This is a genomic window from Burkholderia sp. CCA53, from assembly GCF_001685525.1.
In the GTDB taxonomy this organism is placed as follows: domain Bacteria; phylum Pseudomonadota; class Gammaproteobacteria; order Burkholderiales; family Burkholderiaceae; genus Burkholderia; species Burkholderia multivorans.
On record NZ_BDDJ01000001.1, the window covers coordinates 2141152 to 2165998 of the forward strand.

A 24847-nucleotide genomic window follows, 5' to 3' on the forward strand; every position below is an offset into this window, starting at 1 on the left:
AGGAGTACACCCCATGCGTTTGTTGCACACGATGCTGCGAGTCGGCGATCTCGACCGTTCGATCAAGTTCTACACCGAATTGCTCGGCATGAAGCTGCTGCGTCGCGAGGACTATCCGGAAGGCAAGTTCACGCTCGCGTTCGTCGGCTATGAAGCGGAAAGCACCGGCACCGTGATCGAGCTGACCCACAACTGGGACACGCCGTCCTACGATCTCGGCAACGGTTTCGGCCACCTGGCCATCGAAGTCGACGATGCATATGCGGCCTGCGAGAAGATCAAGGCGCAAGGCGGCAAGGTCACGCGCGAAGCGGGCCCGATGAAGCACGGCACGACCGTGATCGCGTTCGTCGAGGATCCGGACGGCTACAAGATCGAGTTCATCCAGAAGAAGACGCACTGAGCGTCGGACGAGCCGGGCCGCGACGCGTGTCGCGGCACACGAACGGGCGGTGCAGGGCGACCTGCATCGCCCGTTTTGCATCGCGCGCCGTGCCGCATCACAGCGACGGCAGCAGCTCCGGCGGGTGATGCTTGAGCGTATGCCGCGCTTCGCGGAACTCGGGGAAGATCGATTCGACCGTCTGCCAGAATGCCGGGCTGTGATTCATCTCGCGCAGATGCGACAGCTCGTGCGCGACGACGTAGTCGATGATCGACATCGGGAAATGGATCAGCCGCCAGTTCAGGCGGATCTTGCCGTCGCTCGAGCAACTGCCCCAGCGCGTCGCGGCCGACGACAGCGCGACCATCGAGTACGTGACGCCGAGCTTTTCCGCATACACCGCGAGGCGTTCGACGAAGATCCGTTTGGCTTCGCCCTGCAGCCAGCCCTGCACGCGATCCTTGATCTGCTGCGCGTCGGCCTGCGCGGGCAGCGGCAGCGACAGCCGCTGCGCGAGCGCGTCGAACGCGACTGCGCCCGCACCGAGTGCGATCGTGATCGTCTTGCCGAGATACGGCAGCTGCGCGCCGTCGCGCCAGTCGATCTGCGGCAGCGCGCGCTGTTCGGTGCGCGTCTTCCATTCCGCGAGCTTCGCGAAAATCCAGCGCTGCTTCTCCGCGATCGCGGCTTCGATGTCGGCGAGCGTGACCCAGCGCGGCGCGGTGATCGACAAGCCGCTGCCGTCGATCGTGAAGCCGATCGTGCGCCGTGCGGAGCGCTTCAGCCGGTATTCGAGGACGCGGCTGTCGAGCGCGAGCGTGCGGATGCGCGAGCGGTCGGGCGCGGGCGCCGTGTCGGGCGGCGCGAGCGGGGCGATCGGCGACGCGGGCGCAGCGTCGGGCGGCGCCGGCGGCGACACGGGTGCCGAAGGCGCAGCGGCCGGCCCGTCGAAGAGCGGCAGGTCGAGCTGGCGATGATCGAGTGCCACGACGGCGGGTCGTGGCCGCGGACGCTTCTTCATCAGTTCGCTTCGTTTTGTCGTACGCAACGGCGGCTGTCCGGACGAATCAGACACGTGCCGCGTCGCGCGTGTCGGCGTTGCCCGCCTGTCGATAGGCACCGGGATCGATGCGGCGCATTTCCGCTTCGATCCACGCTTCGACGCGCGAGTTCAATACGTCGGGCGTGAGACCGGTCACGTCGATCGGCTTGCCGATCGATACCGTGACGACGCCCGGATACTTCGTGAACGAGTTGCGCGGCCATACATGACCGGCATTGTGCGCGATCGGCACGACGGCGGTGCCCGTTTCGATCGCGAAGCGCGCGCCGCCCGTCTTGTACTTGCCCTGCTTGCCGACCGGCGTGCGTGTGCCTTCGGGGAACATGATCACCCACGCGCCTTCGGCCAGACGCTTCTTGCCCTGCCGGATCACCGAGTCGAACGCGTGTTTGCCTTCCTTGCGGTTGATGTGGACCATGTGCAGCATGCCGAGCGCCCAGCCGAAGAACGGCACGTACAGCAGCTCGCGCTTGAACACGTAGCAAAGCGGCTTCGGCATCAGCGCCGGAAACGCGAGCGTCTCCCACGCCGACTGGTGTTTGGACAGCAGCACGGCCGGCCCGTCCGGCAGGTTCTCGAACCCTTCGATCCGATAGCGGATGCCGTTCAGCCAGCGCACGACCCAGAGCGTCGACTTGCACCAGCCGGCCGCCATCCAGTAGCGCGCGTCGGGGCGCAGGAACGGGAACGCGATGAAGCATGCGGTCGCATACGGCACCGTGTACACGATGAAATAGATCAGCAGCAGCAGCGAACGGACGAAGCGCATCGGCGTGAGTGTAGCGTTGGGGAGGATGCGCGCGGCGGCCGCATCACTCGTAGTCGTGTGAAAGGAAATCGAGCGCGAACGCACGCAGGTCGTCGTGGACCTTCGTGCCGGGCGGCAGGCCGCCCGCGGCGAGCGTCTTCTTGCCCTTGCCGGTCAGCACGAGGTGCGGCTGGAAGCCGACCGCGACGCCGGCCAGCAGGTCGCGCAGCGTATCGCCGACGACGGGCGTGTGATCGGGATCGATCTCGAAACGCTCGGCGATCATCTGCATCATGCCGGGCTTCGGCTTGCGGCACTCGCAGTGATCCTCGGAGGTGTGCGGGCAGAAGAACACCGCGTCGATGCGCGCGCCGACCGCGGCCGCGGCGCGATGCATCTTCAGATGCATCGCGTTGAGCGCGGCCATGTCGAACAGCCCGCGGCCGATGCCGGACTGGTTGGTCGCGACGACCACGCGATAGCCGGCATGGTTCAGCCGTGCGATCGCCTCGAACGCGCCGGGCAGCGCGATCCATTCGTCGGGCGTCTTGATGAACGCGTCCGAATCGACGTTGATCACGCCGTCGCGATCGAGGACGACGAGCTTGCGGTTAGGGCTGGTCGGCATCGTGCGGCCCTTATGCGGCGAGCTTCGAGATGTCGGCGACGCAGTTCATCTGCTGATGCAGGGCGGACAGCAGCGCCAGACGGTTCGCGCGCAGCGCCGGATCGTCGGCGTTGACCATCACGTCGTTGAAGAACGTGTCGACCGGCGCGCGCAGCGCGGCGAGCGCCGACAGCGCGCCCGTGTACGCGCGCGCCTCGAGCTGCGACTGCACGTGCGGCGTCACGGCCGCGAGCTGTTCGTGCAGCGCCTTCTCGGCCGCCTCGACGAGCAGCGTCGGCTGCACCGCACCGTTCGCGCCGCCTTCCGATTTCTTCAGGATGTTCGAGATCCGCTTGTTCGCGGCCGCGAGCGCTTCGGCTTCCGCGAGACGCGTGAATTCGCGCACCGCGTCGAGGCGCGCGACGAGATCGTCGAGGCGCGTCGGGTTCAGGCTCAGCACCGCGTCGACTTCGCCGGCCGAGTAGCCGCGCTCGCGCAGCAGGCCGCGCAGGCGGTCCATGAAGAACGCGACGATCGCGTCGGTCGATTCCGCGACGCCCGGCACGCCTTCGAAGCGCGCGTACGCGGTGCGCAGCAGCGATACCAGATCGAGCGGCAGCTGCTTCTCGATCAGCAGGCGCAGCACGCCCAGCGCGTGGCGGCGCAGCGCGAACGGATCCTTCTCGCCGGTCGGCGCGAGGCCGATGCCCCAGATGCCGACGATCGTTTCGAGCTTGTCCGCGAGCGCGACGGCCGTCGACACCGGCGTGGTCGGCAGCGTGTCGCCCGAGAAGCGCGGCTGGTAGTGCTCGGCGCACGCGAGCGCGACGTCGTCGGGCTCGCCGTCGTGGCGCGCGTAGTACGTGCCCATCGTGCCCTGCAGTTCCGGGAACTCGCCGACCATGTCGGTCAGCAGGTCGGCCTTCGCGAGGCGCGCGGCGCGCTTCGCATGCGCGACGTCGGCGCCGATCGCGGGCGCGATCTCGCCGGCCAGCGCTTCGAGGCGCTCGACGCGCGCAAGCGCCGAGCCGAGCTTGTTGTGATAGACGACGTTCGCGAGCAGCGGCACGCGCGCGGCGAGCGGCTTCTTCTTGTCCTGCTCGAAGAAGAACTTCGCATCGGCGAGGCGCGGACGCACGACGCGCTCGTTGCCCTCGACGATTTCGCCGGGTGTCTTCGTCTCGATGTTCGACACGATCAGGAAGCGCGAGCGCAGCTTGCCGCCGATGTCGGTCAGCGCGAAGTACTTCTGGTTCGTCTGCATCGTGAGGATCAGGCACTCCTGCGGCACCTGCAGGAATTCGTCCTCGAAGCGGCACGGATAGACGACCGGCCATTCGACGAGCGACGTCACTTCGTCGAGCAGCGCATCGGGCATCACGACCGTGTCGCCGTTCGCATGCTCGTTCAGCTGCGTGCGGATCGTTTCCTTGCGATCGCCGAAATGCGCGATCACGCGGCCCTTGTCGCGCAGCGTCTCGGCGTACGCGCTCGCATGCTGGATCGCGACGAGTCCGTCGGACAGGAAGCGGTGGCCGAGCGTCGTGTCGCCGGCGTCGATGCCGAATGCGGCGACGGGCACGACGCGATCGTCATGCAGCACCGTCAGCCGATGTACGGGACGCACGAACTGCACGTCGGTGCCGTCCGGGCGCTGGTAGGTCATGACCTTCGGGATCGGCAGCTTCGCGAGCGTCTCGTCGAGCGCGGCCTGCAGCCCGTCGGCGAGCGTCGCGCCGGCAGCCGAATAGTTGATGAAGAACGCTTCGGCCTTGCCGTCCTGCGCGCGTTCGAGCTCGGCGATCGTCAGGTTCGGATGCCCGAGCGCCGCGAGCTTCTTCGCGAGCGGGGCGGTCGGATTGCCTTGCGCGTCGAGTGCGACCGACACCGGCAGCACCTTTTCGCGGACCTGGCGGTCCGGTGCGACCGCGCGCACGTTTTGCACGACGACCGCGAGGCGGCGCGGCGTCGCATAGCGTTCGAACGCGAGCTCGCCTTCGACGAGATCGCGTGCGGCGAGGCGTTGCGCGAGGCCTTCGGCAAATGCGTCGCCGAGGCGCGCGAGGGCCTTCGGCGGCAGCTCTTCGGTCAGCAGCTCGACGAGGAGGGGGGCGGGATGATTGTGCGTCATGATGTGAAGAAATCTCGTCTCGTCAGTCCTGATCGATCTTGCGTTCGACCTTCAGCGGCGGCGCCCACGCCGACTGCGCGGCATCCTGGGCATCGGTGGTGAGGCCCGGCACGCCCGGCGGGTTGCCGAGCATCGGGAAGCCGAGCTTCTCGCGCGAGTCGTAGTACGCCTGCGCGACGAGACGCGACAGCGCGCGGATGCGGCCGATGTACGCCGCGCGCTCGGTGACCGAGATCGCGCCGCGCGCATCGAGCAGGTTGAACGTGTGGCCGGCCTTCAGCACGAGCTCGTATGCGGGCAGCGCGAGCTGCGCTTCGATCATCCGCTTCGCTTCCGCTTCGTAGCTGTTGAAGAACGTGAACAGCAGATCGACGTTCGCGTACTCGAAGTTGTACGTCGACTGCTCGACTTCGTTCTGGTGATAGACGTCACCGTACGTGAGGCGGCGGATCTCGGGGCCGTTCGGGCCCTGTTCCTCCCACTCCGTCCAGATCAGGTCGTACACGTTCTCGACCTTCTGCAGGTACATCGCGAGGCGCTCCAGGCCGTACGTGATCTCGCCGAGCACCGGCTTGCAATCGAGGCCGCCGACCTGCTGGAAGTACGTGAACTGCGTGACTTCCATCCCGTTCAGCCACACTTCCCAGCCGAGGCCCCAAGCGCCGAGCGTCGGGTTTTCCCAGTCGTCCTCGACGAAGCGCACGTCGTTCTGCTTCAGATCGAAGCCGAGCGCTTCCAGCGAGCCGAGGTACAGGTCGAGGATGTTCTCCGGCGCCGGCTTGAGCACGACCTGATACTGGTAGTAGTGCTGCAGCCGGTTCGGGTTCTCGCCGTAGCGGCCGTCCTTCGGGCGGCGCGACGGCTGCACGTAAGCGGCGCGCCACGGCTCGGGGCCGACCGCGCGCAGGAACGTGTGGACGTGCGACGTGCCCGCGCCGACTTCCATGTCGATGGGCTGGAGCAGAGCGCAACCCTGCTTGTCCCAGTAGGACTGCAGCGTCAGGATGATTTGCTGAAACGTAAGCATGAAGAGCCTTCGTGGCGCTGGCGCTCCGTTGCGGGCGGCGTTCCGGGCGGGGCCCGGAGCGGCGGCTCGCGCGGCGGCGCGGCTTGTTAGTGTGCTGAAACGCGCAATTTTACCGGATCGGCGCGCCGATGCGGCCGGAACGCTGCCCGAGCGGGTCGGGCGGCCCGCGCACGCGGTGCCGCGCGCATCGTTCGCGATGGTGCGCGTGCGTCGCGCGGCAGCCGCGGGCCCATGCCGCGGGGACGTTAAGATGCGCGTATTGCGGGGCGCGCATCGCGCATCCGACCGGCGATTCCGACTGCATGAACGATTCGAACGACCTCCTGATTCCGCTGCTCCCGCCGCTAACGGCCCTGCTCGAACGGGCCGCGGATGCGCAGTCGCGCGGCGAGCACGACGCGCGCGCGCTGTGGCTCGCCGCTGCGGCGCACCTTCATCCGGTCGACTCGGCCGCGCTGTCGCAACTGACGTCGGCGCTCGTCGCGCGGCAGCGCACCGGCGACGCGGTCGCGCTCGCCGCATGCGCGGCGCGCGTGCATGCGGATGCCGCAGCGCACTTCAATTACGGTTATGCGCTGCAGATGGCCGGCCGCCATGCGGACGCCGTCGCGCCGTACCGCGCCGCGCTGGCCCTCGATCCCGACCGGCCGTCGCTGCGCAACAATCTGGCGATCGCGGTGCGGCTGTCGGGCGGCGATCGCGCGGAAGAAGTCGCACTGCTCGAGGCGGCCGTGCATGCCGATCCGTGCGACGTGCAGGCGTGGATCAATCTCGTCGTCGCGCAGCTCGCGATGCGCAATCTCGACCGCGCGCTCGTCTGCGCGGCGCGGCTCGTCGAACTGGCGCCGGACAATGCGCTCGCGATGAACAACGTCGCGATGGCGATGAAGGAGGCGCAGCGCTGGGACGACGCCGAGCGCTACGCGGCGCGCGCCGCGGAACTCGCGCCGGACGATCCGTCGTACCGTTTCAACCTCGCGATCATTCACCTCGTGCGCGGCAATTACGCGGCCGGCTGGCGTGGGCACGAAGCGCGATGGGACGGCGCGGGCGAACTGCGCGGCCGGCGCCCGGCGCTACCGGGTCCGCGCTGGCAGGGCGAACCGCTCAAGGGCAAGACGCTGTTGCTGTGGGGCGAGCAGGGCCTCGGCGACGTGCTGCAGTTCTGCCGCTTCGTCGCGCCGCTTGCCGAACGTGTGCACCGCGAGGGCGGCCGGCTCGTGTGGAACACCTTCCCGCTGCTCGGCACGCTGCTGCAACGCAGCCTCGGCGCGCATGCGGACGAATTCGGCGCGGGCGGCGACATCGCGGCGCTGCCGGCGTTCGACTACGAAGTGCCGCTGATCGGCCTGCCGCTGATGCTCGGGATCGAGCACGACACGCTCGCGTCGTCGGTGCCGTACCTGCGGGCCGATGCGCGCGCCATCGATGCGTGGCGCGCCCGCCTCGCGCGCGAGCGGCGGCTGAAAGTCGGCCTCGTGTGGACGGGTAGTGCCGGACATCAGCGCAATCCGTTTCGGCGCGTCGGCATCGAACGGTATGCGCATGCGTTTCGCGCGATCGACGGTGTCGCGTTCTATTCGCTGCAGCCGGGCGCGGATGCGGACGTCGCGGCCGCGCGCGCGAGCGGTTTCGCGATCGAGGACTGCACGTCCGAGCTGAAGAGTTTCGACGACACGGCCGCGTTCATCGGCGCGCTGGATCTCGTGATTACCGTCTGCACGTCGGTCGCGCATCTGGCCGGTGCGCTGGGCGCACGGACCTGGGTGCTGCTCGACGTGAATCCGCATTGGCCTTGGCTGCTCGAGCGCGGCGACAGTCCGTGGTATCCGACTGCGACGCTGTATCGGCAGCGCACGTTCGGCGACTGGCAACCGGTGATGGACGCGGTGGCGGGCGACTTGCAACAGCTGGCCGCGACGCAGTCGCACGCTAGCTCGCCCGCGCGCTGACACCTGCGCGTGGGCCGCCGCGCGTCGGACGATTGCGCGGCCTCGTTGCGGCCTACTTGCGTCGCCGCAACCCGGGCCCGAACGTGAAGCCGAACGCGAGCAGCACGAGCGACACCACGAGCACCGTGACGTTGCCGCTCGTCACGTACGGCGTGAAACCGCTCGTGCCTTCGATGCGCACGTCGAGCGAGCCGATCGTGAACGGCTTCAACTGCCCGAGCACACGACCGCGCGCGTCGATCGCGGCCGTCATCCCCGTATTGGTCGCGCGCAGCATCGGCCGGCCCGTTTCGAGCGCACGCATCCGCGCGATCTGCAGATGTTGGTCGAGCGCGATCGTGTCGCCGAACCAGGCGAGATTCGTCACGTTGACGAGCACGCCGGGCGGCTGCGGATTGTCGCGGATCGTCGCGGCGATTTCCTCGCCGAAGATGTCCTCGTAGCAGATGTCGGCCATCACGGGCTGATTGCGCACGAGGAACGGCTTCTGCACCGGTGCGCCGCGCGCGAAATCGCCGAGCGGCATCTTCATCAGATCGACGAACCAGCGGAAGCCCCACGGAATGAATTCGCCGAAAGGCACGAGGTGATGCTTGTCGTAGTGATAGATGTCGCGCGAATTCGGCGTCACGCCGTACAGGCTGTTCGTGTAGTCGACGTAGCGGCCGTCCTCGGTCACGGACGCGCCGACCGCGCCGAACAGCACCGCCGAGCCCGTCGTGTCGCTGAACTTGCGGATCGCGACGGCGAACGGTTCGGGCAGTTCCTGGATCATCACCGCGATCGCGGTCTCCGGCGTGACGATCAGGTCGGCCGGCTTCTCGGTGATCATCTGCTGATACATCTTGATCGCCGCGTCGATACCGGCTTGCTCGAACTTGATGTCCTGCTTCACGTTGCCCTGCAGCAGCCGCACGGTGAGCGGCGCGTTCGCCGGTACCGTCCACGTCGCCTGCGACAGCGCGACGCCGACCGCGACCAGCGCGATCGCGACGGCAGCCGGCGCGACGACCCGCACGCGCGCGCGCGGTGCGGCGCCGGCCGCCGGCGACTGCGCCGGCCGCGCGGCCGCGAGCGCCTGCACGATCAGCGCGGCGAACAGCGCAAGCACCCAGCCGATACCGTACACGCCGACGACCGGCGCGAAGCCCGCGAACGGCCCGTCGACCTGCGGATAGCCGCTCGCAAGCCACGGGAAGCCGGTAAACACGGTGCCGCGCAGCCACTCGCCGAGCGCCCACGCGCCGGCGAACGCGAACGCGCCGTGCCAGCTCGGCGAGAACGGCCGCGGATCGGGCGTGCGGCGATGCCATGCATGACCGGCGCAGAACGACCACAATCCGGCCGAGAACGCCGGATACAGCGACAGATACAGCGAGAACAGCACGAGCGCGCCGCCCGCGAGCGGCGCGGCCATCTCGCCGTACACGTGCATGCTGATGTAGAGCCACCAGATGCCGCTGATGAAGTTGCCGAAGCCGAACGCGCCGCCGGTCAGCGCGGCGCTGCGCCAGCTCGCGGTGCGCGTGAGCTGCGCGAAGAACCACACGAAGACGACGAGCTGCAGCCAGCCGCCGTGCGGCGTCGGTGCGAAGCAGAGCGTGTTCGCCGCGCCGGCGAGCAGCGCGACCGGATAGTGCCAGCGTGGCAACGCGCGGCCGGGCGCCGACGCGGGAATGCCGCCAGCCGGGCGGGACGGGATCGGATCGTCCATGTGAAGCGGAAGTGGGCGAAGCGGTTGGAAAGGGCGCGGCCGATGCGCGACGGTCGGATCAGTCCTCGTGCGAGGCTTCGGCGCGACGGCTCGCGAGCGGGTTGCGGCGCACCAGCAGCACGTGAATCTGGCGCGCGTCGCCGCGCTGGATCTCGAATACGAGGTTGCCGAGCTGCAGCTTTTCGCCGCGGTGCGGCACGCGGCCGAAATGATGGGTGATCAGCCCGCCGATCGTGTCGACCTCCTCGTCGGAGAAATCGGTGCCGAACACCTCGTTGAACTGCTCGATCTCGGTCAGCGCGCGCACGCGGTAGCGGCCGTCCGGCCCCGAGATGATGTTGCCGGCTTCCTCGTCGAAGTCGTATTCGTCCTCGATGTCGCCGACGATCTGCTCGAGCACGTCCTCGATCGTGATCAGGCCCGCGACGCCGCCGTACTCGTCGACGACGATCGCAAGGTGATTGCGGTTCACGCGGAAGTCATGCAGCAGCACGTTCAGGCGCTTCGATTCGGGAATGAACACGGCCGGGCGCAGCATCCCGCGCACGTCGAATTCCTCTTCCGCGTAGAACCGCAGCAGGTCCTTCGCGAGCAGCACGCCGATCACGTTGTCGCGGTTCTCCTCGTACACGGGGTAGCGCGAGTGCGCCTTTTCGAGGACGAACGGGATGAAATCCTCGGGCTTGTCGGCGATGTTGATCGCGTCCATCTGGGCGCGCGGCACCATGATGTCGCGTGCGCACAGGTCGGATACCTGGAATACGCCTTCAATCATCGACAGCGAATCGGCGTCGATCAGGTTGCGTTCGTGCGCGTCCTGGAGGATTTCGAGCAGCTCGCCGCGGGATTCGGGCTCGGGCGAGATGAAGTCGGTCAGGCGCTCGAGCAGCGAGCGCTTTTCTTGCGGTTTGTCGGTTGGCTTTCGACTGGGATACGAATCGTTCATGGTGGTGCGCCCGGGTCGTGCCGGGGCGCGCTGTCACGGAGTAGGCAAGGATACACCAAGGGGATGGCAGGTCCGTGTCGCGCCGGCCGTTCGGCCGATGCGCGCGGCCGCGCTGCTCCGCTCGGGAAACGGCCGCGCCGGGCGGGGCGGCGGCCTGCTTCCCATCCTATCTCAGAAAAGTGCGCCCGCGTAGCCCGCAGCGCCATGCGGCGACGGGCAATCGCGGAACGGGAGAAGCCGGCCAAAGGTGCAGGGCGGCGGCCGATGTGCCGCGCCGGATGCCGACCGGCTCGCGCCGGCGACATTCCGCCGCACGCGTGCGCCGTGCCGCGCACCGTTCAGAACCGCATGCCGGCCGAGCAGCCGCCGATGGCCGCGCCGTTGGTCGCGGCGCCGCCGCAGCCGAACACGCCGCAGCCCGACAGCGCGACGCTGGCGGCGGCGATCAGCGCGACGGTGCGCAGACGGAAAGCGAAACCGGCGCGCACTCGCCGCGAATTGAGGGCCGCAGCATCTGTCGACCCCGCACGGCGGCCGTCCGCGCGCAGCGGCGCGGCAGTGCGGGCGGGACGGGCAGCGCGAGCGGGACGCGCAGCGCGGCGCATCATCGGCATCGCGCGAGCAAGGTTTCGAGCGCGCGGTCCGGAATGCCGCTCGCGCGCAGCGCTTCGACGGTGCGGCTCACGTAATCGAGCGTGGTGCCGTAGCGGCCGGCCGCGCAGCCGAACACTTCCTTCACGACCGCATCGGGCAGCTTGCCCGTGTACGTCGGCGCGTCGCGACGCATCACGAACGCGAGCGCCGTCACGCGTTCACCGGTTTCGAGCGAGCACGGCAGCCACGCGGGCCGGTACGAGCCCATCGGCATTTCGCGCTTCCACAAGGTTTCGAGATGCGGCTGCGCGGTCGCGCCTGCGAGGCGGAACGCGATGCCGGCGCACGAGCCGCCGCGATCGAGCGCGAGCACGAGGCCCGGCCGCTCGGGCGTGCCGCGGTTCACGCGCGACCACAGATAGAGCCCGCGATGATAGCCGTGCACCTTCGCGCGCACGGCGGCGACCGTCGGCAGGCCGGGATTCCAGATCAGCGAGCCATAGCCGAACAGCCACAGATCCTGCCGGCCGTCCCAGTCGCGCATCGTCTGCGCCAGCGACGCCGCAAGCTCCTCTTCCGTCAGCAGACGGCCTTCGCCGATCGACGGCGGGTAGGCGGGCGGGAGCGTCGCGGCGTTCTGCATCGTTCGGCCGGATTACCGGTACGGGTTCGGAAAGCCCAGCTTCGCGAGAATGTCGACTTCGAGCGCTTCCATCTCGGCGGCGTCCTCGTCGCTCGTCTCGTGATCGTAGCCCTGCGCATGCAGCGCGCCGTGCACGAGCAGGTGCGCGTAGTGGGCCGCGAGCGGCTTGTCCTGCTCGCGCGCTTCCTTCTCGACGACGGGGCAGCACAGCACGAGATCGCCGATCACGGTGCCGTCCGGCGCCGGATCGTAGGCGAACGTCAGCACGTTGGTCGGATAGTCCTTGTGGCGATAGCCGGCGTTCAGCGTGCGGCCTTCCGTTTCGCCGACGAAGCGCACCGTGATCTGCGCGTTCGCGAACAGCGCCGGCTCGAGCCATTCGGCGATCAGCTTGCGCTTCGGCAGCGTCTTGCGCACCGCGCTCGTGATTTCGTCGCCGTATTGCACGGACAGGTCGAGTTCCTGCTCGCGCTGCTCGCCATCGTCGTCTTCGTCGCGCGGCGCCGGTTCGGCGCCGACGTGCAACGTGAGGCTGTCGTAATGCTCGGGCTGCAGCGCGAGCTTCGCGCGCATCGCCGGATCGTTGTGCTGCGCGACGATCGCGACGGCGGCGTCGCCCGAGCTGCCCGACAGGTCGAACATCAGGCTGCGGCCGTCCGGAAAGTCGATTCGCAGCCCCTGCGCCTTCACGGTGCGGGCCTTGCCCTTCGCATCGAACAGCGACACGCGGGTGGATTCGGACGCGGCGGACTCGGCGCGCCCCGACTTGCGAGAACGGGTGGATTTCATGACGCGTACGGCGATTGGAACGCGATGAGGATACACCAAACGGTCGATTGCGCCCGAATTCCGGCTGCCCGTGCGCGGACGAAAAAAGACCCGGCGCGCACCAGCGGGCCGGGTCCGGTCGCGCTTCGCGCGTTCGGCGTGTTCCCGCGTCCCGTCAGGCGTCCTTGTGCTGCGCGTGGAAATCGTCGTACGCCTCGACGATGCGCGCGACGAGCGGGTGACGCACGACGTCCGCGCTCGTGAAGCGCGTGAGCGCGATGCCGCGCACACCGCCGAGCACCTGCTGCGCCTCGACGAGGCCGCTCTTGTGGCCGCGCGGCAGATCGACCTGGCTCGTGTCGCCGGTCACGACGGCCTTCGAGCCGAAGCCGATCCGCGTGAGGAACATCTTCATCTGCTCGGGCGTCGTGTTCTGCGCTTCGTCGAGGATGATGAACGCATGGTTCAGCGTGCGGCCGCGCATGTACGCGAGCGGCGCGATCTCGATCATCTGGCGCTCGAACATCTTCGCGGTCTTGTCGAAGCCGAGCAGGTCGTACAGCGCGTCGTACAGCGGGCGCAGATACGGATCGACCTTCTGCGCGAGATCGCCCGGCAGGAAGCCGAGCCGCTCGCCGGCCTCGACGGCCGGACGCGTCAGCACGATGCGCTTGACCTGATCGCGCTCGAGCGCGTCGACCGCGCATGCGACCGCGAGATAGGTCTTGCCGGTACCGGCCGGCCCGATGCCGAACGTCACGTCGTGCGACAGGATCTGCTTCAGATACTCGCGCTGCGCCGGCGTGCGGCCGCGCAGATCGGCGCGCCGCGTGTAGAGCTTCGGCGCCGGCTCCTCGAGCGCCTCGTCGTCGTCGAGCTGGACGGTCGGCTCGTCGAACGGATGATCGGGGTCGCCGCGAAAGCGCACGTCGAGCGTATCCTGGCGGCCGTTGCCGCTCGTGTGGCGCACTTCGACGAGCGCGAGCTGGATGTCGTCGACCGACAGCGGATCGCGCGCGCGGTTGTAGAAGTTTTCGAGCGCGGCGAGTGCGAGCTTGGCGCCGCGCCCGCGGATCGCGATCCGGTGCCCGCGTCGCGCGAGCGTGACATCGAGCGCCTGTTCGATCTGCCGCAGGTTTTCGTCGAGCGGGCCGCAGAGATTCGCGAGGCGCGCGTTGTCGTCGCGCGGCGCGGTGAATTCCAGTGCTTGAGCGGGCTTCAAAGTGGCGTCGGGCTCCTGTTGGGCTGGCGGCCGGCGGCGCGGAAACGCATGCGTTTCCGCGCACCGGGCCTAGTGCGTGGCTGCGCTCGCGTCGTCGCTGACGAGCACGAGTTCGCCGCGCAGCGAGTGCGGATACGCGTGGTTGATCTTCACGTCGATCATCTGGCCGATCAGGCGCGGATGCGCGGCGAGCGGCGCCGGGAAGTTCACGACCCGGTTGTTCTCGGTGCGGCCCGCGAGTTCGTTCGGATCCTTGCGCGACGGCCCTTCAACGAGGATACGCTCGACCTTGCCGACCATCGACTGGCTGATGCGCGCGACGTTTTCCTCGATCGTCGCCTGCACGAGCTGCAGCCGCTTGAGCTTCACGTCGCGCGGCGTGTCGTCGTGCAGGTTCGCGGCCGGCGTGCCGGGGCGCGGGCTGTAGATGAACGAGAAGCTCGTGTCGTAGCGCATGTCGTGCACGAGTGCCATCATCTTGTCGAAATCCTCTTCCGTTTCGCCGGGGAAGCCGACGATCAGGTCGGTCGACAGCGACAGGTCGGGACGGATCGCGCGCAGCTTGCGGATCACCGACTTGTATTCGAGCACCGTGTAGCCGCGCTTCATCGCCATCAGGATACGGTCCGAACCGTGCTGCACCGGCAGGTGCAGATGGTTCACGAGCTTCGGCACCTTCGCGTACGTGTCGATCAGCCGCTGCGTGAATTCCTTCGGATGCGAGGTTGTATAGCGGATCCGTTCGATGCCCGGAATGTCGGCGACGTATTCGATCAGCGTCGCGAAATCGGCGACCTCCGACGAGCCGGCCGTCAGCGCGCCACGATACGCGTTCACATTCTGGCCGAGCAGCGTGACTTCGCGCACGCCCTGATCGGCGAGGCCCGCGACTTCGGTCAGCACGTCGTCGAGCGGGCGCGAGACTTCGTCGCCGCGCGTGTACGGCACGACGCAGTAGCTGCAGTACTTCGAGCAGCCTTCCATGATCGACACGAACGCGGTCGGCCCTTCGACGCGCGCGGGCGGCAGGTGATCGAACTTCTCGATTTCGGGGAACGTGATGTCGACCTGCGCGCGGCCGCTCGTGCGGCGTGCGTCGATCATCTGCGGCAGGCGGTGCAGCGTTTGCGGGCCGAACACGAGGTCGACGTACGGCGCGCGCGACACGATCGACGCGCCTTCCTGGCTCGCGACGCAGCCGCCGACGCCGATCAGCAGATCGGGCTTCGCTTCCTTCAGCTCGCGCACGCGGCCGAGATCGGAGAACACCTTTTCCTGCGCCTTTTCGCGCACCGAGCAGGTGTTGAACAGGATGATGTCCGCGTCTTCCGGGGAGTCGGTCTTCTCGAGGCCTTCGGCCGCATTCAGTACGTCCACCATCTTGTCCGAGTCGTACTCGTTCATCTGGCAGCCGAAGGTCTTTACGTAAACTTTCTTCGTCATGGGGTTCGCCGTTCGCAGTGGTTGACCTGGGGGCGTGTCAAAGGTGAATCGGGACGGCAGCGCGTCGCGGCGCCCGGTTGCGCAGGTCGCGCGTGGCGCAGGAAAAGCCGTCGGGAAAGCCTTCCATTATAGCTTTTCGCGCGGGCCGACGCGGCCGCCCGGTGGTGGCCCTGCGACACCCGCATTGGCGTTCCGACCCTTCGTGCGCTGAACGCGGGCCGTCACCGGCATGCGTTCAGCAGATCCTCGAGCGCCGCTTCCTCGCGCGCGAAGCGCTCGGCGAGAAAATCGAGCAGCACGCGCACGCGCGGCGCCATGTAGCGCTTGCTGTGATAGATCGCGTGCAGCGGCGCGTCCTGGTGGCGCCACTCCGGCAGCAGCACGCGCAAGCGGCCCGCGCGCACGTCGTCGGCGATGTCCCACAGCGACTTCAGCGCAATGCCGTGCCCGCGCAGCGTCCATTCGCGCGTGAGGCCGCCGTCGTTGGTCTCGAACGCGTTCGACATCGGCACCGTGTAGGTCTGCACCTCGTCGCCGCGCGTGAAGCGCCAGGTGTTCATCGGCCCGGATGCGATCGTGATCACGTTGCACGGAAATCGGGCTAGATCGTTCGGGTCGGCCGGCGTTCCGTAGCGTTCGACGAACGACGGCGCCGCGCACAGCACGCGCCGGTTTGCGGCGAGCCGCCGCGCGACCAGCGCGCCGTCGGGCGGCGCCGCGAAGCGGATCGCGAGGTCGATCTCGTCCTGCCAGAGATTCGACGACGAATCGGACGCCGTCAGCGAGAACGTGACGTCGGGATGCCGCGCGGTGAATTCGTCGAGCCAGTCGAGCAGCTGGTTGCGGCCGAAATCGGATGTCGACGACAGCCGCACCTTGCCGCCGACGACGTTGCGGCCTTCCTGCAGCATCGCGTCGGCGTCGTCGAGCGCCTGCAGCGCCTGCCGGCAGCAGTTGAGGTACAGCCGCCCTTCGTCGGTGAGCCGCAGCTGCCGCGTCGAACGCTCGAACAGCCGCGTCGCGACTTTCGCCTCGAGCTTCGCGAGCCGCGCGCTGGCCGCCGCCGGCGTCAGGTTCAGCTTGCGTCCGGCGGCCGACAGGCTGCCGAGTTCGGCCGCTTCCACGAACAGCCGGATGTCGCCGAGTCGATCCATGCGATTTTCCAGAATCTTTTGAAAATGGTTCAAACGCCGCGCCAATTATCAAATATCGGCGCGTTCGGGACAATGCGCGCACGAACTTGTGCGATGCGGCATCGGCCCCGGTGCCGCGTCCGCCCCTTACCGGAGAACCCTCATGCCCATTCCGTTGCTGGCGCTCGCGATCAGCGCCTTTGCCATCGGCACCACCGAATTCATCATCATGGGTCTGCTGCCCGAAGTCGCGCACGATCTGGCCGTGTCGCTGCCGTCGGCGGGCCTGCTCGTGACGGGCTACGCGCTCGGCGTCGCGGTCGGCGCGCCGCTGCTGGCCGTGCTGACGAGCCGCATGCCGCGCAAGGCCGCGCTGCAACTGCTGATGGCGATCTTCATCGTCGGCAACGTGCTGTGCGCAACCGCGTCCGGCTACACGATGCTGATGGTCGCGCGCGTCGTCACGTCGTTTGCGCACGGCTCGTTCTTCGGGATCGGCGCCGTGGTCGCCGCGTCGCTCGTGCCGGCCGACAAGCGGGCCAGCGCGATCGCGCTCATGTTCACGGGCCTCACGCTGTCGAACGTGCTCGGCGTGCCGTTCGGTACGTTCGTCGGGCAGCTGCTCGGCTGGCGCGCGTCGTTCTGGATCGTCGCCGCGCTCGGCGTGCTGTCGCTGGCCGGCATCGCGGCGCTCGTGCCGAACCGGCACGACAGCGGGCCCGTCGGGCTCGGCCACGAAGTGCGCGTGCTGAAGGAGCCGCAGGTGTGGCTCGCGCTGCTGATGACGGTGCTCGGCTTCGGCGGCGTGTTCGTCGTGTTCACGTATATCGCGCCGATCCTCGAGAGCGTGTCCGGCTATTCGCCGCGCGCAGTCGCGCTGATCCTCGTGCTGTTCGGTGCGGGGCTCACGGTCGGCAACACGCTCGGCGGCCGGCTCGCCGATCGCGCGCTGATGCCGTCGCTGATCGCGATCCTCGTCGCGCTGATGGCCGTGATGGCGGTGTTCGCGAAGACGAGCCATCTGCCCGTCGCGGCCGCCGTCACCGTATTCGTGTGGGGAATCGCCGCGTTCGCGACGGTGCCGCCGCTGCAGGCGCGCGTCGTCGAGAAGGCCGCGAGCGCGCCGCATCTCGCGTCGACGCTGAACATCGGCGCGTTCAACGTCGGCAATGCGGGCGGCGCGTGGCTCGGCGGACTGGCGCTCGATCACGGGCTCGCGCTCGATGCGCTGCCGTGGGTCGCTGTCGCCGTGACGTTCTCGGCGCTCGTCGTCACGTGGCTCGCGATGCGGCTCGACGCGCGCGGGCCGGCACGCGACTGCGCGGCAACGGCGCAATAGGGCGGCCGGCGAGGTGCGGCCGGCGAGGTGCGGCCGGCAAGGTGCGGCCCGCTCGGCCCGCGCCCGTTTCGCAGGCAAACCGACGCCGCCGAAACGCATTCCTCCGCGATGCTGATAACGGTGTGAAGATAACTTCGTTTGGCCGTGCGAAGCGCGGTGATAGCGTGTCGATACGCGTCCTGACGGGCGCCATGTCGATTCCGGCTTACCCTTTCGCAGGGCCGCGCCGCGGCCCGGAGGCAACGTTATGTCTTCACCCCTGGCGCTCGTGCGCGATGTGTCTTCCTTCGAGTCCGGCGCGGCGGCCGACGCGCAGACGTCCGCTTCGTTCGACGCGCTCGAGCGGATCGTCGGCGTGAATCTCGCGCGGCTGCGCGCCGAGCGGCAACTGTCGCTCGACGCGCTCGCGCGGCTGTCCGGCGTGTCGCGCGCGATGCTCGCGCAGATCGAGTCGGCGCGCAGCGTGCCGTCGATCAAGGTGCTGTGCAAAGTGGCGGCCGCGCTGAAAGTGTCGGTCGCCGCATTCTTGCGCCGTCACGCCGTGAACGGCTTCGAGCACTTGCCCGCCGAGCGCGCGTCGCGCGTGGTCAGCTCGAACGGACGCTTTTCGGCGCGCGCGCTCTATCCGGAAGGCGAGCCCGTCGCGGCCGAATTCCACGAACTGCGGATCGCGCCGCTGCATACCGAGCCCGGCGTGCGTCGCGCGCCCGGCACGATCGTGAACCTCGTCGTCAGCGAGGGGACGCTCGAAGTCGTCGTGCACGACCGGCGCCAGCTGCTCGCGACCGGCGACGCGATCGTGTTCGACGCCGATCAGCCGTACAGCCTGCGCAATCCGGGCGACAGCGATGCGCGCGCCTTCCGCGTGACGGTGAGCCCGGAGGTGCCGCCGCGCTGGCTCGTGCCGGACGCCGCACACGCTGCCGTTTGAGTGTCGTTGCGCGGAACGAGGCTCGATCGATCGGGCGGCGCGGTTAGACGTCGTCGGTAGGGTTTTGTCCGCGATTCGCTGCGCGGTGCGCGCGGCTGTTGTATGCTTGGCCCCGCCGGCCGCCGCCCGCCTCGTTCGAGCGCGGGCCGCAGCCGGCAATCAGTGCGTCTTCAGGGCGGGGCGAAATTCCCCACCGGCGGTAGGTCGGCGTCAGCCGACGAGCCCGCGAGCGCCCGTGCAACCGCGCGGGGTCAGCAGATCTGGTCGAATGCCAGAGCCGACGGTCACAGTCCGGATGAGAGAAGATGTGCAGATAGTCACGTCCGTCAGGGCCGCTTCGCGTCGCATGCGAAGCGGGTTGTCGTTCTGTCTGTTTGCAATGCCCTGAAACGTTTTTCGCCCAAATCGTATTTGCGAGGAGCGTTTCACATGTCCTTGATGTCCCTTTCGTCGGCACCGGCCGACGCCTTTGCCGATCTCCCGTTGCTGGATGCCGAACCGGTGCCGCCGCGCATCGCCGCCGCGCTCGACGCGTTGCGCGCAGGCCGCGCCGTCGTGCTGCAGGACGACCACGACCGCGAGAACGAGGCCGATCTGATCGTCGCGGCCGAGCGCATCACGCCCGAAACGATGGCGCTGTTGATCCGCGAATGCAGCGGGATCGTCTGCCTTTGCCTGACCGACGAGAAGGTGCGCGCGCTCGAGCTGCCGCCGATGGTGCAGACCAACGAGAGCCGCAACGGCACGGCCTTTACCGTATCGATCGAGGCGCGCGAAGGCGTGCATACGGGCGTGTCGGCCGCCGATCGTGTGACGACGATCCGCGCCGCGATCGCCGACGACGCCAAGCCGCACGACATCGTGCGGCCCGGCCACGTCTTTCCGTTGCGCGCGCAACCGGGCGGCGTGCTCGCGCGCCGCGGCCATACCGAAGGGACCGTCGACCTCGCGATTCTCGCGGGGCTGAAGCCGGCCGGCGTGCTCTGCGAGCTGATGAATCCGGACGGCACGATGACGCGCGGCGACGACGTCGAGCGCTTCGCCAAGCAGCATGGATTGCCGATGCTGACCATCGCGGAACTCGTCGAATTCCGGTCGGCGCTCGCAGCGGCACGCGAACGCTGCTGCGAACCGGCCTGAGGCGGGAACGGCACGCGCGTCGGCGCGCGCCCATCGAAACAGCCTGCGCCGACGGCGGCCGACCAACGCCGGCGTCTGTGCCGGCCGGCGCGCGCCCGATCAGGACTGCACGTCGCCGAATTCGCCGCGCATCCCGGCCTCGACGAGCGCCGGCAACTCGCGCATGTCGCGCATGATCCGCGTCATGCCCATGCCGCGCAGCACGTCCGCGTAATTGTCGGGGATGTGGCTCGCGCCGACGAACGCGATCGTCTTCATCCCGGCCGCACGTGCGGCATTCAGTCCCGACACGCTGTCCTCGACGACGATGCAGCGCTCCGGCGCGACGCCGAGCGTCTGCGCCGCGTACAGATACACGTCGGGGTACGGTTTCGGCCGCGCGACCTGTTCGGAGCTGAACACGCGATCGCCGAAGATCTCGGTGAGCGACGCGCGCTTCAGTGAATTGCGCACGCGCGCGAGCCGGCTGTTCGACACGACCGCGGCCGGCAGCGTGACCTTCAGCAACGCATCGCGGACGCCCGCGATCGGCGCGAGCGATTGCGCGAGCGCGACTTCGATGTTGTGCTCGATCGTTTCGAGGAAGTTCTCCGGCATCCGGATCGCGAAGCGCGCTTCGAGCCCGGCGAGGAAGCGCGACGTCTGCTGGCCGAACGCGGTTTTCGCGGCGGCTTCGAAATCGAGGTGGGGAAACGTGGCGGACAGCGTGTCGAGCAGCACGCGGTCGGCAATGACTTCGCTGTCGACGAGCACGCCGTCGCAGTCGCAGATGAGGTGATCGAGCATGATGGTGAAGAAGCGGGGGAGTCGGCGGCGCCGATCGTCCCGCACATGATACGTGCTTTCGCCGACGCGCCGTGAGCGCTTCCCCGCACTGCACACATCACAGGTCGATCGCGCGCCCCGTGCGCCACGACGTCGTCGCGGCTTCGGCGAGCTCGAGCGCCGCAAGCCCGTCGTCGATCGTCGTCCGAACCTGTGTGCCGTCGCGCAGCGCGTCGACGAAATGCGCGAGCTCAGCCGCGTAGGCATGCCGATAGCGTTCGAGGAAGAACGGCTCGGGTACGTCCGTCGCGATGCCCTGCGCGGACCACACGCTCACTTCGGTCGGCCGCACGTTGCCGGCCTGCAGCATCCCGCGGCTGCCGAGCAGTTCGAAGCGCTGGTCGTAGCCGTACGCGGCGCGACGCGACGTGTTGATCTGACACAGCAGCCCGCGTCGCGTGCGGATCGTCACGGCCGTCGAATCGATGTCGCCCGCATCGCGCACCGCAGGATCGGTCAGGCAGCTGCCGGTCGCATGCAACGTCTGCGCTTCGTCGCCGAGCATCCAGCGGAACACATCGAAGTCGTGGATCAGCATGTCCTTGAAGATGCCGCCCGAGCTGCGGATGTAGTCGGCCGGCGGCGCGCCCGGATCGCGGCTCGTGACGATCAGCATTTCCGGATCGCCGATCTCGCCGCGCTCGACGCGCGCCTTCAGCGCGGCGAAGGTCGGATCGAAGCGGCGCTGGAAGCCGATCATGCACGTGATGCCGCTTTGCCGAACGCGTTGCGCGCATTCGCGCGCTCGTTCGACGCCGAGGTCGACCGGCTTCTCGCAGAACACCGCCTTGCCGGCGTTCGCGGCCGCGACGATCAGGTCCGCATGCGTGTCGGTGCTCGACGCGATGACGACCGCGCCGACCGATGCGTCGCCGAGCGCGCGTTCGACGTCGGCGGCCTGCGCGCCGTGCGCGCGTGCGAGTGCGTCGGCCGACGGTGCGTGCCGGTCGACCACGTACTTCAGCGTCGCGCCGGGATGGCGCGCGAGGTTTGCGGCGTGGATCTTGCCGATTCGGCCGGCGCCGAACAGTGCGAATTCGATCATCGTGTTCTCTTGTCTTGTCTTGTCGGTTGCGCGCATGTGCGCATGCTCAGCGGCGCTCGAGTTCGCCCTGCACGTAGTCGATGCTCGCACGCAGCCGCGCGGCGATGTCGTGCGCCTGCGCGATCTCGGTGGCGAACGGCTCGAACGACAGCGCGCCGCGATAGCCGCGCGCAAGCAGCTCGCGCACTTGCCGCACGTTGCCGAGCCGGTCCGCGCGGCCGACGAGCACACGATGGCCGTCGCGCATCCGCTCGACCGGCAGGTCGTCGTCCTCGACGCCCGACAGATGAACGAGTCCCGTCAGATTCGGGAAGAAGATCGCTTCGCCGGCGAGGTGATGATGGAACGTGTCGTGCACGAGACGGAACACCGGTTCGCCGGCCGCCGCGTAGATCGCCTTGACCGCGTCCGACTTGCGGCGCAGCGCGCATTCTTCGAAGCCGAGCGGCTCGATGAAGCCGAGCAGCCCGCGCGCTTCGAGGATCGGCTTCAATGCGCGCAGCGCGTTCACGAGATCGGCATGTCGCGTCTCGGCATCGCGCGCATCGTCGCGGCTGTTGGTCGGACACAGCACCAGTGCGCGTGCGCCGCATTGCGCGGCGTAGTCGGCAAGCAGCGTCGCTTCGTCCGCGCGCGCTGCGTTCCACTGGTCGAAGCGCTGCAGCGCATTGATCGTCAGGATCGTCACGCCGGCGGCTTCGGCCGTCGCACGGATCGCGGCGGCCGGCGTGCCGTCGGCGAGCTCCGCGCCGTCGAGATCGTTGCGGATCTCGATCGCGTCGATGCCGAGCTGCCGGCACAGCGCGACATAGCGATCGAACGGGATGTGCGGCGCGCAGATCCGGTTCAGCGAGAAATGGAAGGCTTGCGTCATCGTGCGGTCCTCTGGTGTCGAACGGAAGCGTGAGCGAAACGGGTGACGTCGTGCGCGGGCGTATCGCCGTGCGTATCGGCCGGCGTCGCGGCGAGTGCGTGCCATGTGTCGCGCAGCCACTGCGCGCACGCGACGTTGTTGTCGAAGATCGAGTAGCGCGCGCCGCCGCCGTAGTCGGGAAACGGAATGAATTCGCAGCTGATCTGCTCGACTTGCACAGGCCGTGCGTGCACCTGCGACTGCAGCAGCGCGCGTAGCGCGGCCTTCCACGTGTCGAGCGCACCCGCATGCCAGGCATCGTGATAGGTGCCGGGCGCGGGTGCGACGAACGGATACTGGATGCCGCGTCCCGGCCGGCCGTCCGCACGGCGCATCGAGCGGTTGTCCGGATTGTTCGGGATCACGCTGCGCGCATGCGCATGCCGGACCCAGCCGCGCGCGATCCATTCGGTGTAGACGGCCGACGGCGACGCGGGGTCCAGCCTCTCGCGCATGCGCTCGGCCGTGCCGTGCAATCCCGATGCGTCGAGTTCCGCGCGATTGCCGATCTTGAACAGCAGGTGCGAATGGTCGAGCGTGAGCCGGAACGGCACGCCGGCCTGCTCGACGTGCCGCGCGACGCGTGCGATCCGCATGAAGCGTTCGCTCCACATGTCGACGTGCACTTCGAGGCACGGCAGGCAGCCGACGCGCTCGCCGCGTTCGTACGTGCGCAGGTAGAAGTCGGCGACTTCGCGGTCCGACAGCGGATGGCCGTCGGCGTGATGAGCATGCAGCTGGCAGTTGAGCACCGTGCTGCCGAAGCGCGCGCCCGCATCGACGATTTTGGCCACGTGCGCATCGTCGCGGCCCGCGCGCCAGATGCCGCCGATCACGCGAATCGGCAGCGCATGGCGCTCGACGAGCGCGAAGTACGGCGTCAGATCTTCGCCGCTCACCGGGTTCTTCTCGACGTAGTCGAACGCGCGCGCGTCGGCGATCATCCGGAACCGCTCGGCCGGCGTCGGCGGCGGCAAGCCGTCGTGCTCGAGCACGCCGTCGAGATTCACGCCGATGAGGATCGTGTCAGCCATCGTCTGCCGTCCGTCGTTGAGCCGGTGTCGAACCGTGTTGAACTGGATGGCTGCCAACTGTACGGCCGCGCGGCGCGCATTGCATGACGAACGTTGACGAAAAATCGCCAACGCGGCCGTCGATTTTTTCGCGCCCTGCATCACGCGCGCCGCGCGGCCGCGTCAGGCCGGCAGATACGCGCTCGTGCGCACGTTCGCGGCGCAGAACACGCGGAATTCGACGGGGTCGGCGGGCGGCCGCTGCTCGACGATGCCGCACGCGTGCAGCACGTGCTGCAGCGCGGCGATCGCTTGACCGTCCGGGTCCTGGTCGATCGCGATGTCCATCGAACCGGCCTCGATATACGCGCGGTGCTGATCGAGCATCTCGTGCCCGATCCAGACGACGCGGCCGGCCGCGCCCGCGTTGCGCAGCGCGGCTTCGATGCCGGCCGACCCGGCACCGCTGTTGTAGATTGCGGCGACCTCGTCGCCCGCGCGCAATGCGTTCGTGACCGCGCGGTAGCAGCGGTCGTCCTCGTCGAGCGTTTCGATCGGCGCGTCGCAGCGCAACGCGCCGAACGCTTCGCCGAGCTGATCCATGCAGCCGGCCATGCGCTGCGCGTGCGCGCGGTAAGCCATGCGGCCGCCGAGCAGCAGCACGCGCCCGGGCCGCGCGGCGAGCCGGCCGATGTAGTAGCCGGCCGTGCGTCCGGCGCGGTAGTTGTCGATGCCCGCATAGTGGACGCGAGCAATGCCGCCGATGTCCGTCACCATCGTCACGACGTGCTCGCCGCGCGCGATCGCGGCGGTCAGCGCGTCGCGCACGCGCGGCGTGTCGTGCGCGGTGACGATCAGCGCCGCGCGCCGGTATGCGGGACGTTCGATCAGCGCGGCGGCACGCGCGTCGTCGGCGGCGGCGACGATGGTTCGATGCACGACGACGCGCCGGTCGAGCATCTGCAGCGAGCGCTGCAGCGCCTGCTGCAGCCGGTGGAAGAACGGCGCGTCGGTGTCGGGCAATAGCACGTCGACGTGGACGAGCCCGTGCCGTGTGTCGGGCAGCTGGCGCGGCACGCCGAGCTGGCGCGCGGCCGCCACCACGCGTTCGCGCGCGCGGGCCGACACGCTGCCGCGCTCGTTCAGCACGCGGTCGACGGTCGTCGTGCTGACGCCCGCGAGCGCGGCGATCTCGTCGAAGCGCGCGGTGCGCTTGCGCCAGCGCGGACCGGAAGGGTCGGCCATGGTCGTCTCCATCGTTGTCG

23 protein-coding genes and 1 riboswitch are annotated in these 24847 nt (G+C 68.6%); of the genes, 5 read left to right on the forward strand and 18 right to left on the reverse strand.

The window, feature by feature from the left end; all coding sequences use genetic code 11:
- Nucleotides 1–13 precede the first annotated feature (13 nt).
- Nucleotides 14–403 (forward strand): lactoylglutathione lyase, encoded by a 390-nt coding sequence (gene gloA, locus BCR55_RS09960; protein WP_006398327.1) that lies wholly within the window; start codon nt 14–16, stop codon nt 401–403.
- Nucleotides 404–500: 97 nt separating this feature from the next.
- On the opposite strand, the gene BCR55_RS09965 is transcribed toward gloA, so the two are convergent.
- Genes BCR55_RS09965 through glyQ form a run of 5 tightly spaced genes read right to left on the reverse strand, consistent with a single transcriptional unit; the run spans nt 501 to nt 5961 of the window.
- Nucleotides 501–1406 carry a M48 family metallopeptidase gene (locus BCR55_RS09965; RefSeq protein WP_006406552.1) on the reverse strand — a complete coding sequence of 302 codons (906 nt, stop codon included), beginning with the start codon at nt 1404–1406 and terminating at the stop codon, nt 501–503.
- A gap of 46 nt (nt 1407–1452) precedes the next feature.
- Complete coding sequence (locus tag BCR55_RS09970) at nt 1453–2217, reverse strand: 1-acyl-sn-glycerol-3-phosphate acyltransferase (protein WP_053296847.1); 765 nt, start codon at nt 2215–2217, stop codon at nt 1453–1455.
- A gap of 43 nt (nt 2218–2260) precedes the next feature.
- Nucleotides 2261–2824, reverse strand: a complete 564-nt coding sequence (gene gmhB / locus BCR55_RS09975; protein ID WP_006398330.1) for a D-glycero-beta-D-manno-heptose 1,7-bisphosphate 7-phosphatase — start codon at nt 2822–2824, stop codon at nt 2261–2263.
- Nucleotides 2825–2834: 10 nt separating this feature from the next.
- Complete coding sequence (gene glyS / locus BCR55_RS09980; RefSeq protein WP_065494508.1) at nt 2835–4934, reverse strand: glycine--tRNA ligase subunit beta; 2100 nt, start codon at nt 4932–4934, stop codon at nt 2835–2837.
- Between the two features lie 22 nt (nt 4935–4956).
- Entirely contained in the window at nt 4957–5961 is a 1005-nt protein-coding gene (gene glyQ, locus BCR55_RS09985; protein WP_083211782.1) for a glycine--tRNA ligase subunit alpha, read from the reverse strand.
- 302 nt (nt 5962–6263) lie between these two features.
- Between glyQ and BCR55_RS09995 the strand changes: the two genes are divergently transcribed.
- The gene (locus tag BCR55_RS09995) at nt 6264–7913 is read left to right on the forward strand and encodes a tetratricopeptide repeat protein (RefSeq protein WP_065494509.1); all 1650 of its coding nucleotides are present in this window, start codon (nt 6264–6266) and stop codon (nt 7911–7913) included.
- Nucleotides 7914–7965: 52 nt separating this feature from the next.
- On the opposite strand, the gene lnt is transcribed toward BCR55_RS09995, so the two are convergent.
- The 8 genes from lnt to BCR55_RS10030 all read right to left on the reverse strand — a co-directional run bounded on the left by lnt (nt 7966) and on the right by BCR55_RS10030 (nt 16397).
- Nucleotides 7966–9627, reverse strand: coding sequence for an apolipoprotein N-acyltransferase (gene lnt, locus BCR55_RS10000; RefSeq protein ID WP_065494510.1), 1662 nt, complete (start codon nt 9625–9627; stop codon nt 7966–7968).
- Between the two features lie 58 nt (nt 9628–9685).
- Complete coding sequence (locus BCR55_RS10005) at nt 9686–10573, reverse strand: HlyC/CorC family transporter (RefSeq protein ID WP_006410267.1); 888 nt, start codon at nt 10571–10573, stop codon at nt 9686–9688.
- 338 nt (nt 10574–10911) lie between these two features.
- Nucleotides 10912–11061: a hypothetical protein gene (locus BCR55_RS33000; protein ID WP_169330966.1), complete on the reverse strand. Its 150-nt coding sequence runs from the start codon at nt 11059–11061 to the stop codon at nt 10912–10914.
- A gap of 116 nt (nt 11062–11177) precedes the next feature.
- Nucleotides 11178–11810 (reverse strand): gamma-glutamylcyclotransferase, encoded by a 633-nt coding sequence (locus BCR55_RS10010; RefSeq protein WP_065494511.1) that lies wholly within the window; start codon nt 11808–11810, stop codon nt 11178–11180.
- A gap of 12 nt (nt 11811–11822) precedes the next feature.
- Nucleotides 11823–12599 carry an rRNA maturation RNase YbeY gene (ybeY, locus tag BCR55_RS10015; protein WP_065494512.1) on the reverse strand — a complete coding sequence of 259 codons (777 nt, stop codon included), beginning with the start codon at nt 12597–12599 and terminating at the stop codon, nt 11823–11825.
- Between the two features lie 154 nt (nt 12600–12753).
- Nucleotides 12754–13800, reverse strand: coding sequence for a PhoH family protein (locus tag BCR55_RS10020; protein ID WP_006398340.1), 1047 nt, complete (start codon nt 13798–13800; stop codon nt 12754–12756).
- Nucleotides 13801–13869: 69 nt separating this feature from the next.
- Nucleotides 13870–15243, reverse strand: a complete 1374-nt coding sequence (gene miaB, locus BCR55_RS10025) for a tRNA (N6-isopentenyl adenosine(37)-C2)-methylthiotransferase MiaB (RefSeq protein WP_006406545.1) — start codon at nt 15241–15243, stop codon at nt 13870–13872.
- A 221-nt stretch (nt 15244–15464) separates the two neighbouring features.
- The gene (locus BCR55_RS10030) at nt 15465–16397 is read right to left on the reverse strand and encodes a LysR family transcriptional regulator (protein WP_053296853.1); all 933 of its coding nucleotides are present in this window, start codon (nt 16395–16397) and stop codon (nt 15465–15467) included.
- 142 nt (nt 16398–16539) lie between these two features.
- Here BCR55_RS10030 and BCR55_RS10035 point away from each other — a divergent pair, with 142 nt between their 5' ends.
- The 3 genes from BCR55_RS10035 to ribB all read left to right on the forward strand — a co-directional run bounded on the left by BCR55_RS10035 (nt 16540) and on the right by ribB (nt 19786).
- Nucleotides 16540–17715, forward strand: coding sequence for an MFS transporter (locus BCR55_RS10035; protein ID WP_006406543.1), 1176 nt, complete (start codon nt 16540–16542; stop codon nt 17713–17715).
- A gap of 247 nt (nt 17716–17962) precedes the next feature.
- On the forward strand, nt 17963–18646 hold the full coding sequence (locus BCR55_RS10040; protein ID WP_006412517.1) for a helix-turn-helix domain-containing protein: 684 nt from the start codon (nt 17963–17965) through the stop codon (nt 18644–18646).
- A 162-nt stretch (nt 18647–18808) separates the two neighbouring features.
- Nucleotides 18809–18957, forward strand: a riboswitch (FMN riboswitch).
- Between the two features lie 118 nt (nt 18958–19075).
- Nucleotides 19076–19786 (forward strand): 3,4-dihydroxy-2-butanone-4-phosphate synthase, encoded by a 711-nt coding sequence (gene ribB / locus BCR55_RS10045; RefSeq protein WP_006406542.1) that lies wholly within the window; start codon nt 19076–19078, stop codon nt 19784–19786.
- 99 nt (nt 19787–19885) lie between these two features.
- Here the strand turns inward: ribB and BCR55_RS10050 are convergent, their stop codons facing one another.
- From BCR55_RS10050 to BCR55_RS10070, 5 genes are all read right to left on the reverse strand, one after another.
- The gene (locus tag BCR55_RS10050; RefSeq protein ID WP_006406541.1) at nt 19886–20572 is read right to left on the reverse strand and encodes an HAD family phosphatase; all 687 of its coding nucleotides are present in this window, start codon (nt 20570–20572) and stop codon (nt 19886–19888) included.
- Nucleotides 20573–20669: 97 nt separating this feature from the next.
- Complete coding sequence (gene iolG / locus BCR55_RS10055) at nt 20670–21656, reverse strand: inositol 2-dehydrogenase (RefSeq protein ID WP_035946270.1); 987 nt, start codon at nt 21654–21656, stop codon at nt 20670–20672.
- A 46-nt stretch (nt 21657–21702) separates the two neighbouring features.
- A complete protein-coding gene (locus BCR55_RS10060) occupies nt 21703–22530 on the reverse strand; it encodes a TIM barrel protein (protein WP_065494513.1) in 828 nt (275 codons plus the stop codon).
- Nucleotides 22527–23603 (reverse strand): xylose isomerase, encoded by a 1077-nt coding sequence (locus BCR55_RS10065; RefSeq protein ID WP_232356611.1) that lies wholly within the window; start codon nt 23601–23603, stop codon nt 22527–22529. Before BCR55_RS10065 ends, BCR55_RS10060 begins: the two co-directional genes overlap by 4 nt.
- A 162-nt stretch (nt 23604–23765) precedes the next feature.
- Entirely contained in the window at nt 23766–24827 is a 1062-nt protein-coding gene (locus BCR55_RS10070; protein ID WP_065494943.1) for a LacI family DNA-binding transcriptional regulator, read from the reverse strand.
- Nucleotides 24828–24847: the final 20 nt, after the last annotated feature.

What these genes read in the sequence shown, in the direction of transcription:
- glyS (WP_065494508.1), bottom strand. Translation starts at nt 4,934, where the DNA reads ATGACGCACAATCATCCCGCCCCCCTCCTCGTCGAGCTGCTGACCGAA.
- BCR55_RS10040 (WP_006412517.1), top strand. Translation starts at nt 17,963, where the DNA reads ATGTCTTCACCCCTGGCGCTCGTGCGCGATGTGTCTTCCTTCGAGTCC.
- iolG (WP_035946270.1), bottom strand. Translation starts at nt 21,656, where the DNA reads ATGATCGAATTCGCACTGTTCGGCGCCGGCCGAATCGGCAAGATCCAC.
- BCR55_RS10030 (WP_053296853.1), bottom strand. Translation starts at nt 16,397, where the DNA reads ATGGATCGACTCGGCGACATCCGGCTGTTCGTGGAAGCGGCCGAACTC.
- ribB (WP_006406542.1), top strand. Translation starts at nt 19,076, where the DNA reads ATGTCCTTGATGTCCCTTTCGTCGGCACCGGCCGACGCCTTTGCCGAT.
- glyQ (WP_083211782.1), bottom strand. Translation starts at nt 5,961, where the DNA reads ATGCTTACGTTTCAGCAAATCATCCTGACGCTGCAGTCCTACTGGGAC.
- BCR55_RS10035 (WP_006406543.1), top strand. Translation starts at nt 16,540, where the DNA reads ATGCCCATTCCGTTGCTGGCGCTCGCGATCAGCGCCTTTGCCATCGGC.
- gmhB (WP_006398330.1), bottom strand. Translation starts at nt 2,824, where the DNA reads ATGCCGACCAGCCCTAACCGCAAGCTCGTCGTCCTCGATCGCGACGGC.
- BCR55_RS09995 (WP_065494509.1), top strand. Translation starts at nt 6,264, where the DNA reads ATGAACGATTCGAACGACCTCCTGATTCCGCTGCTCCCGCCGCTAACG.
- BCR55_RS10070 (WP_065494943.1), bottom strand. Translation starts at nt 24,827, where the DNA reads ATGGCCGACCCTTCCGGTCCGCGCTGGCGCAAGCGCACCGCGCGCTTC.
- BCR55_RS10065 (WP_232356611.1), bottom strand. Translation starts at nt 23,603, where the DNA reads ATGGCTGACACGATCCTCATCGGCGTGAATCTCGACGGCGTGCTCGAG.
- miaB (WP_006406545.1), bottom strand. Translation starts at nt 15,243, where the DNA reads ATGACGAAGAAAGTTTACGTAAAGACCTTCGGCTGCCAGATGAACGAG.
- BCR55_RS09970 (WP_053296847.1), bottom strand. Translation starts at nt 2,217, where the DNA reads ATGCGCTTCGTCCGTTCGCTGCTGCTGCTGATCTATTTCATCGTGTAC.
- BCR55_RS10060 (WP_065494513.1), bottom strand. Translation starts at nt 22,530, where the DNA reads ATGACGCAAGCCTTCCATTTCTCGCTGAACCGGATCTGCGCGCCGCAC.
- lnt (WP_065494510.1), bottom strand. Translation starts at nt 9,627, where the DNA reads ATGGACGATCCGATCCCGTCCCGCCCGGCTGGCGGCATTCCCGCGTCG.
- gloA (WP_006398327.1), top strand. Translation starts at nt 14, where the DNA reads ATGCGTTTGTTGCACACGATGCTGCGAGTCGGCGATCTCGACCGTTCG.
- BCR55_RS09965 (WP_006406552.1), bottom strand. Translation starts at nt 1,406, where the DNA reads ATGAAGAAGCGTCCGCGGCCACGACCCGCCGTCGTGGCACTCGATCAT.
- BCR55_RS10010 (WP_065494511.1), bottom strand. Translation starts at nt 11,810, where the DNA reads ATGCAGAACGCCGCGACGCTCCCGCCCGCCTACCCGCCGTCGATCGGC.
- ybeY (WP_065494512.1), bottom strand. Translation starts at nt 12,599, where the DNA reads ATGAAATCCACCCGTTCTCGCAAGTCGGGGCGCGCCGAGTCCGCCGCG.
- BCR55_RS10050 (WP_006406541.1), bottom strand. Translation starts at nt 20,572, where the DNA reads ATGCTCGATCACCTCATCTGCGACTGCGACGGCGTGCTCGTCGACAGC.
- BCR55_RS10005 (WP_006410267.1), bottom strand. Translation starts at nt 10,573, where the DNA reads ATGAACGATTCGTATCCCAGTCGAAAGCCAACCGACAAACCGCAAGAA.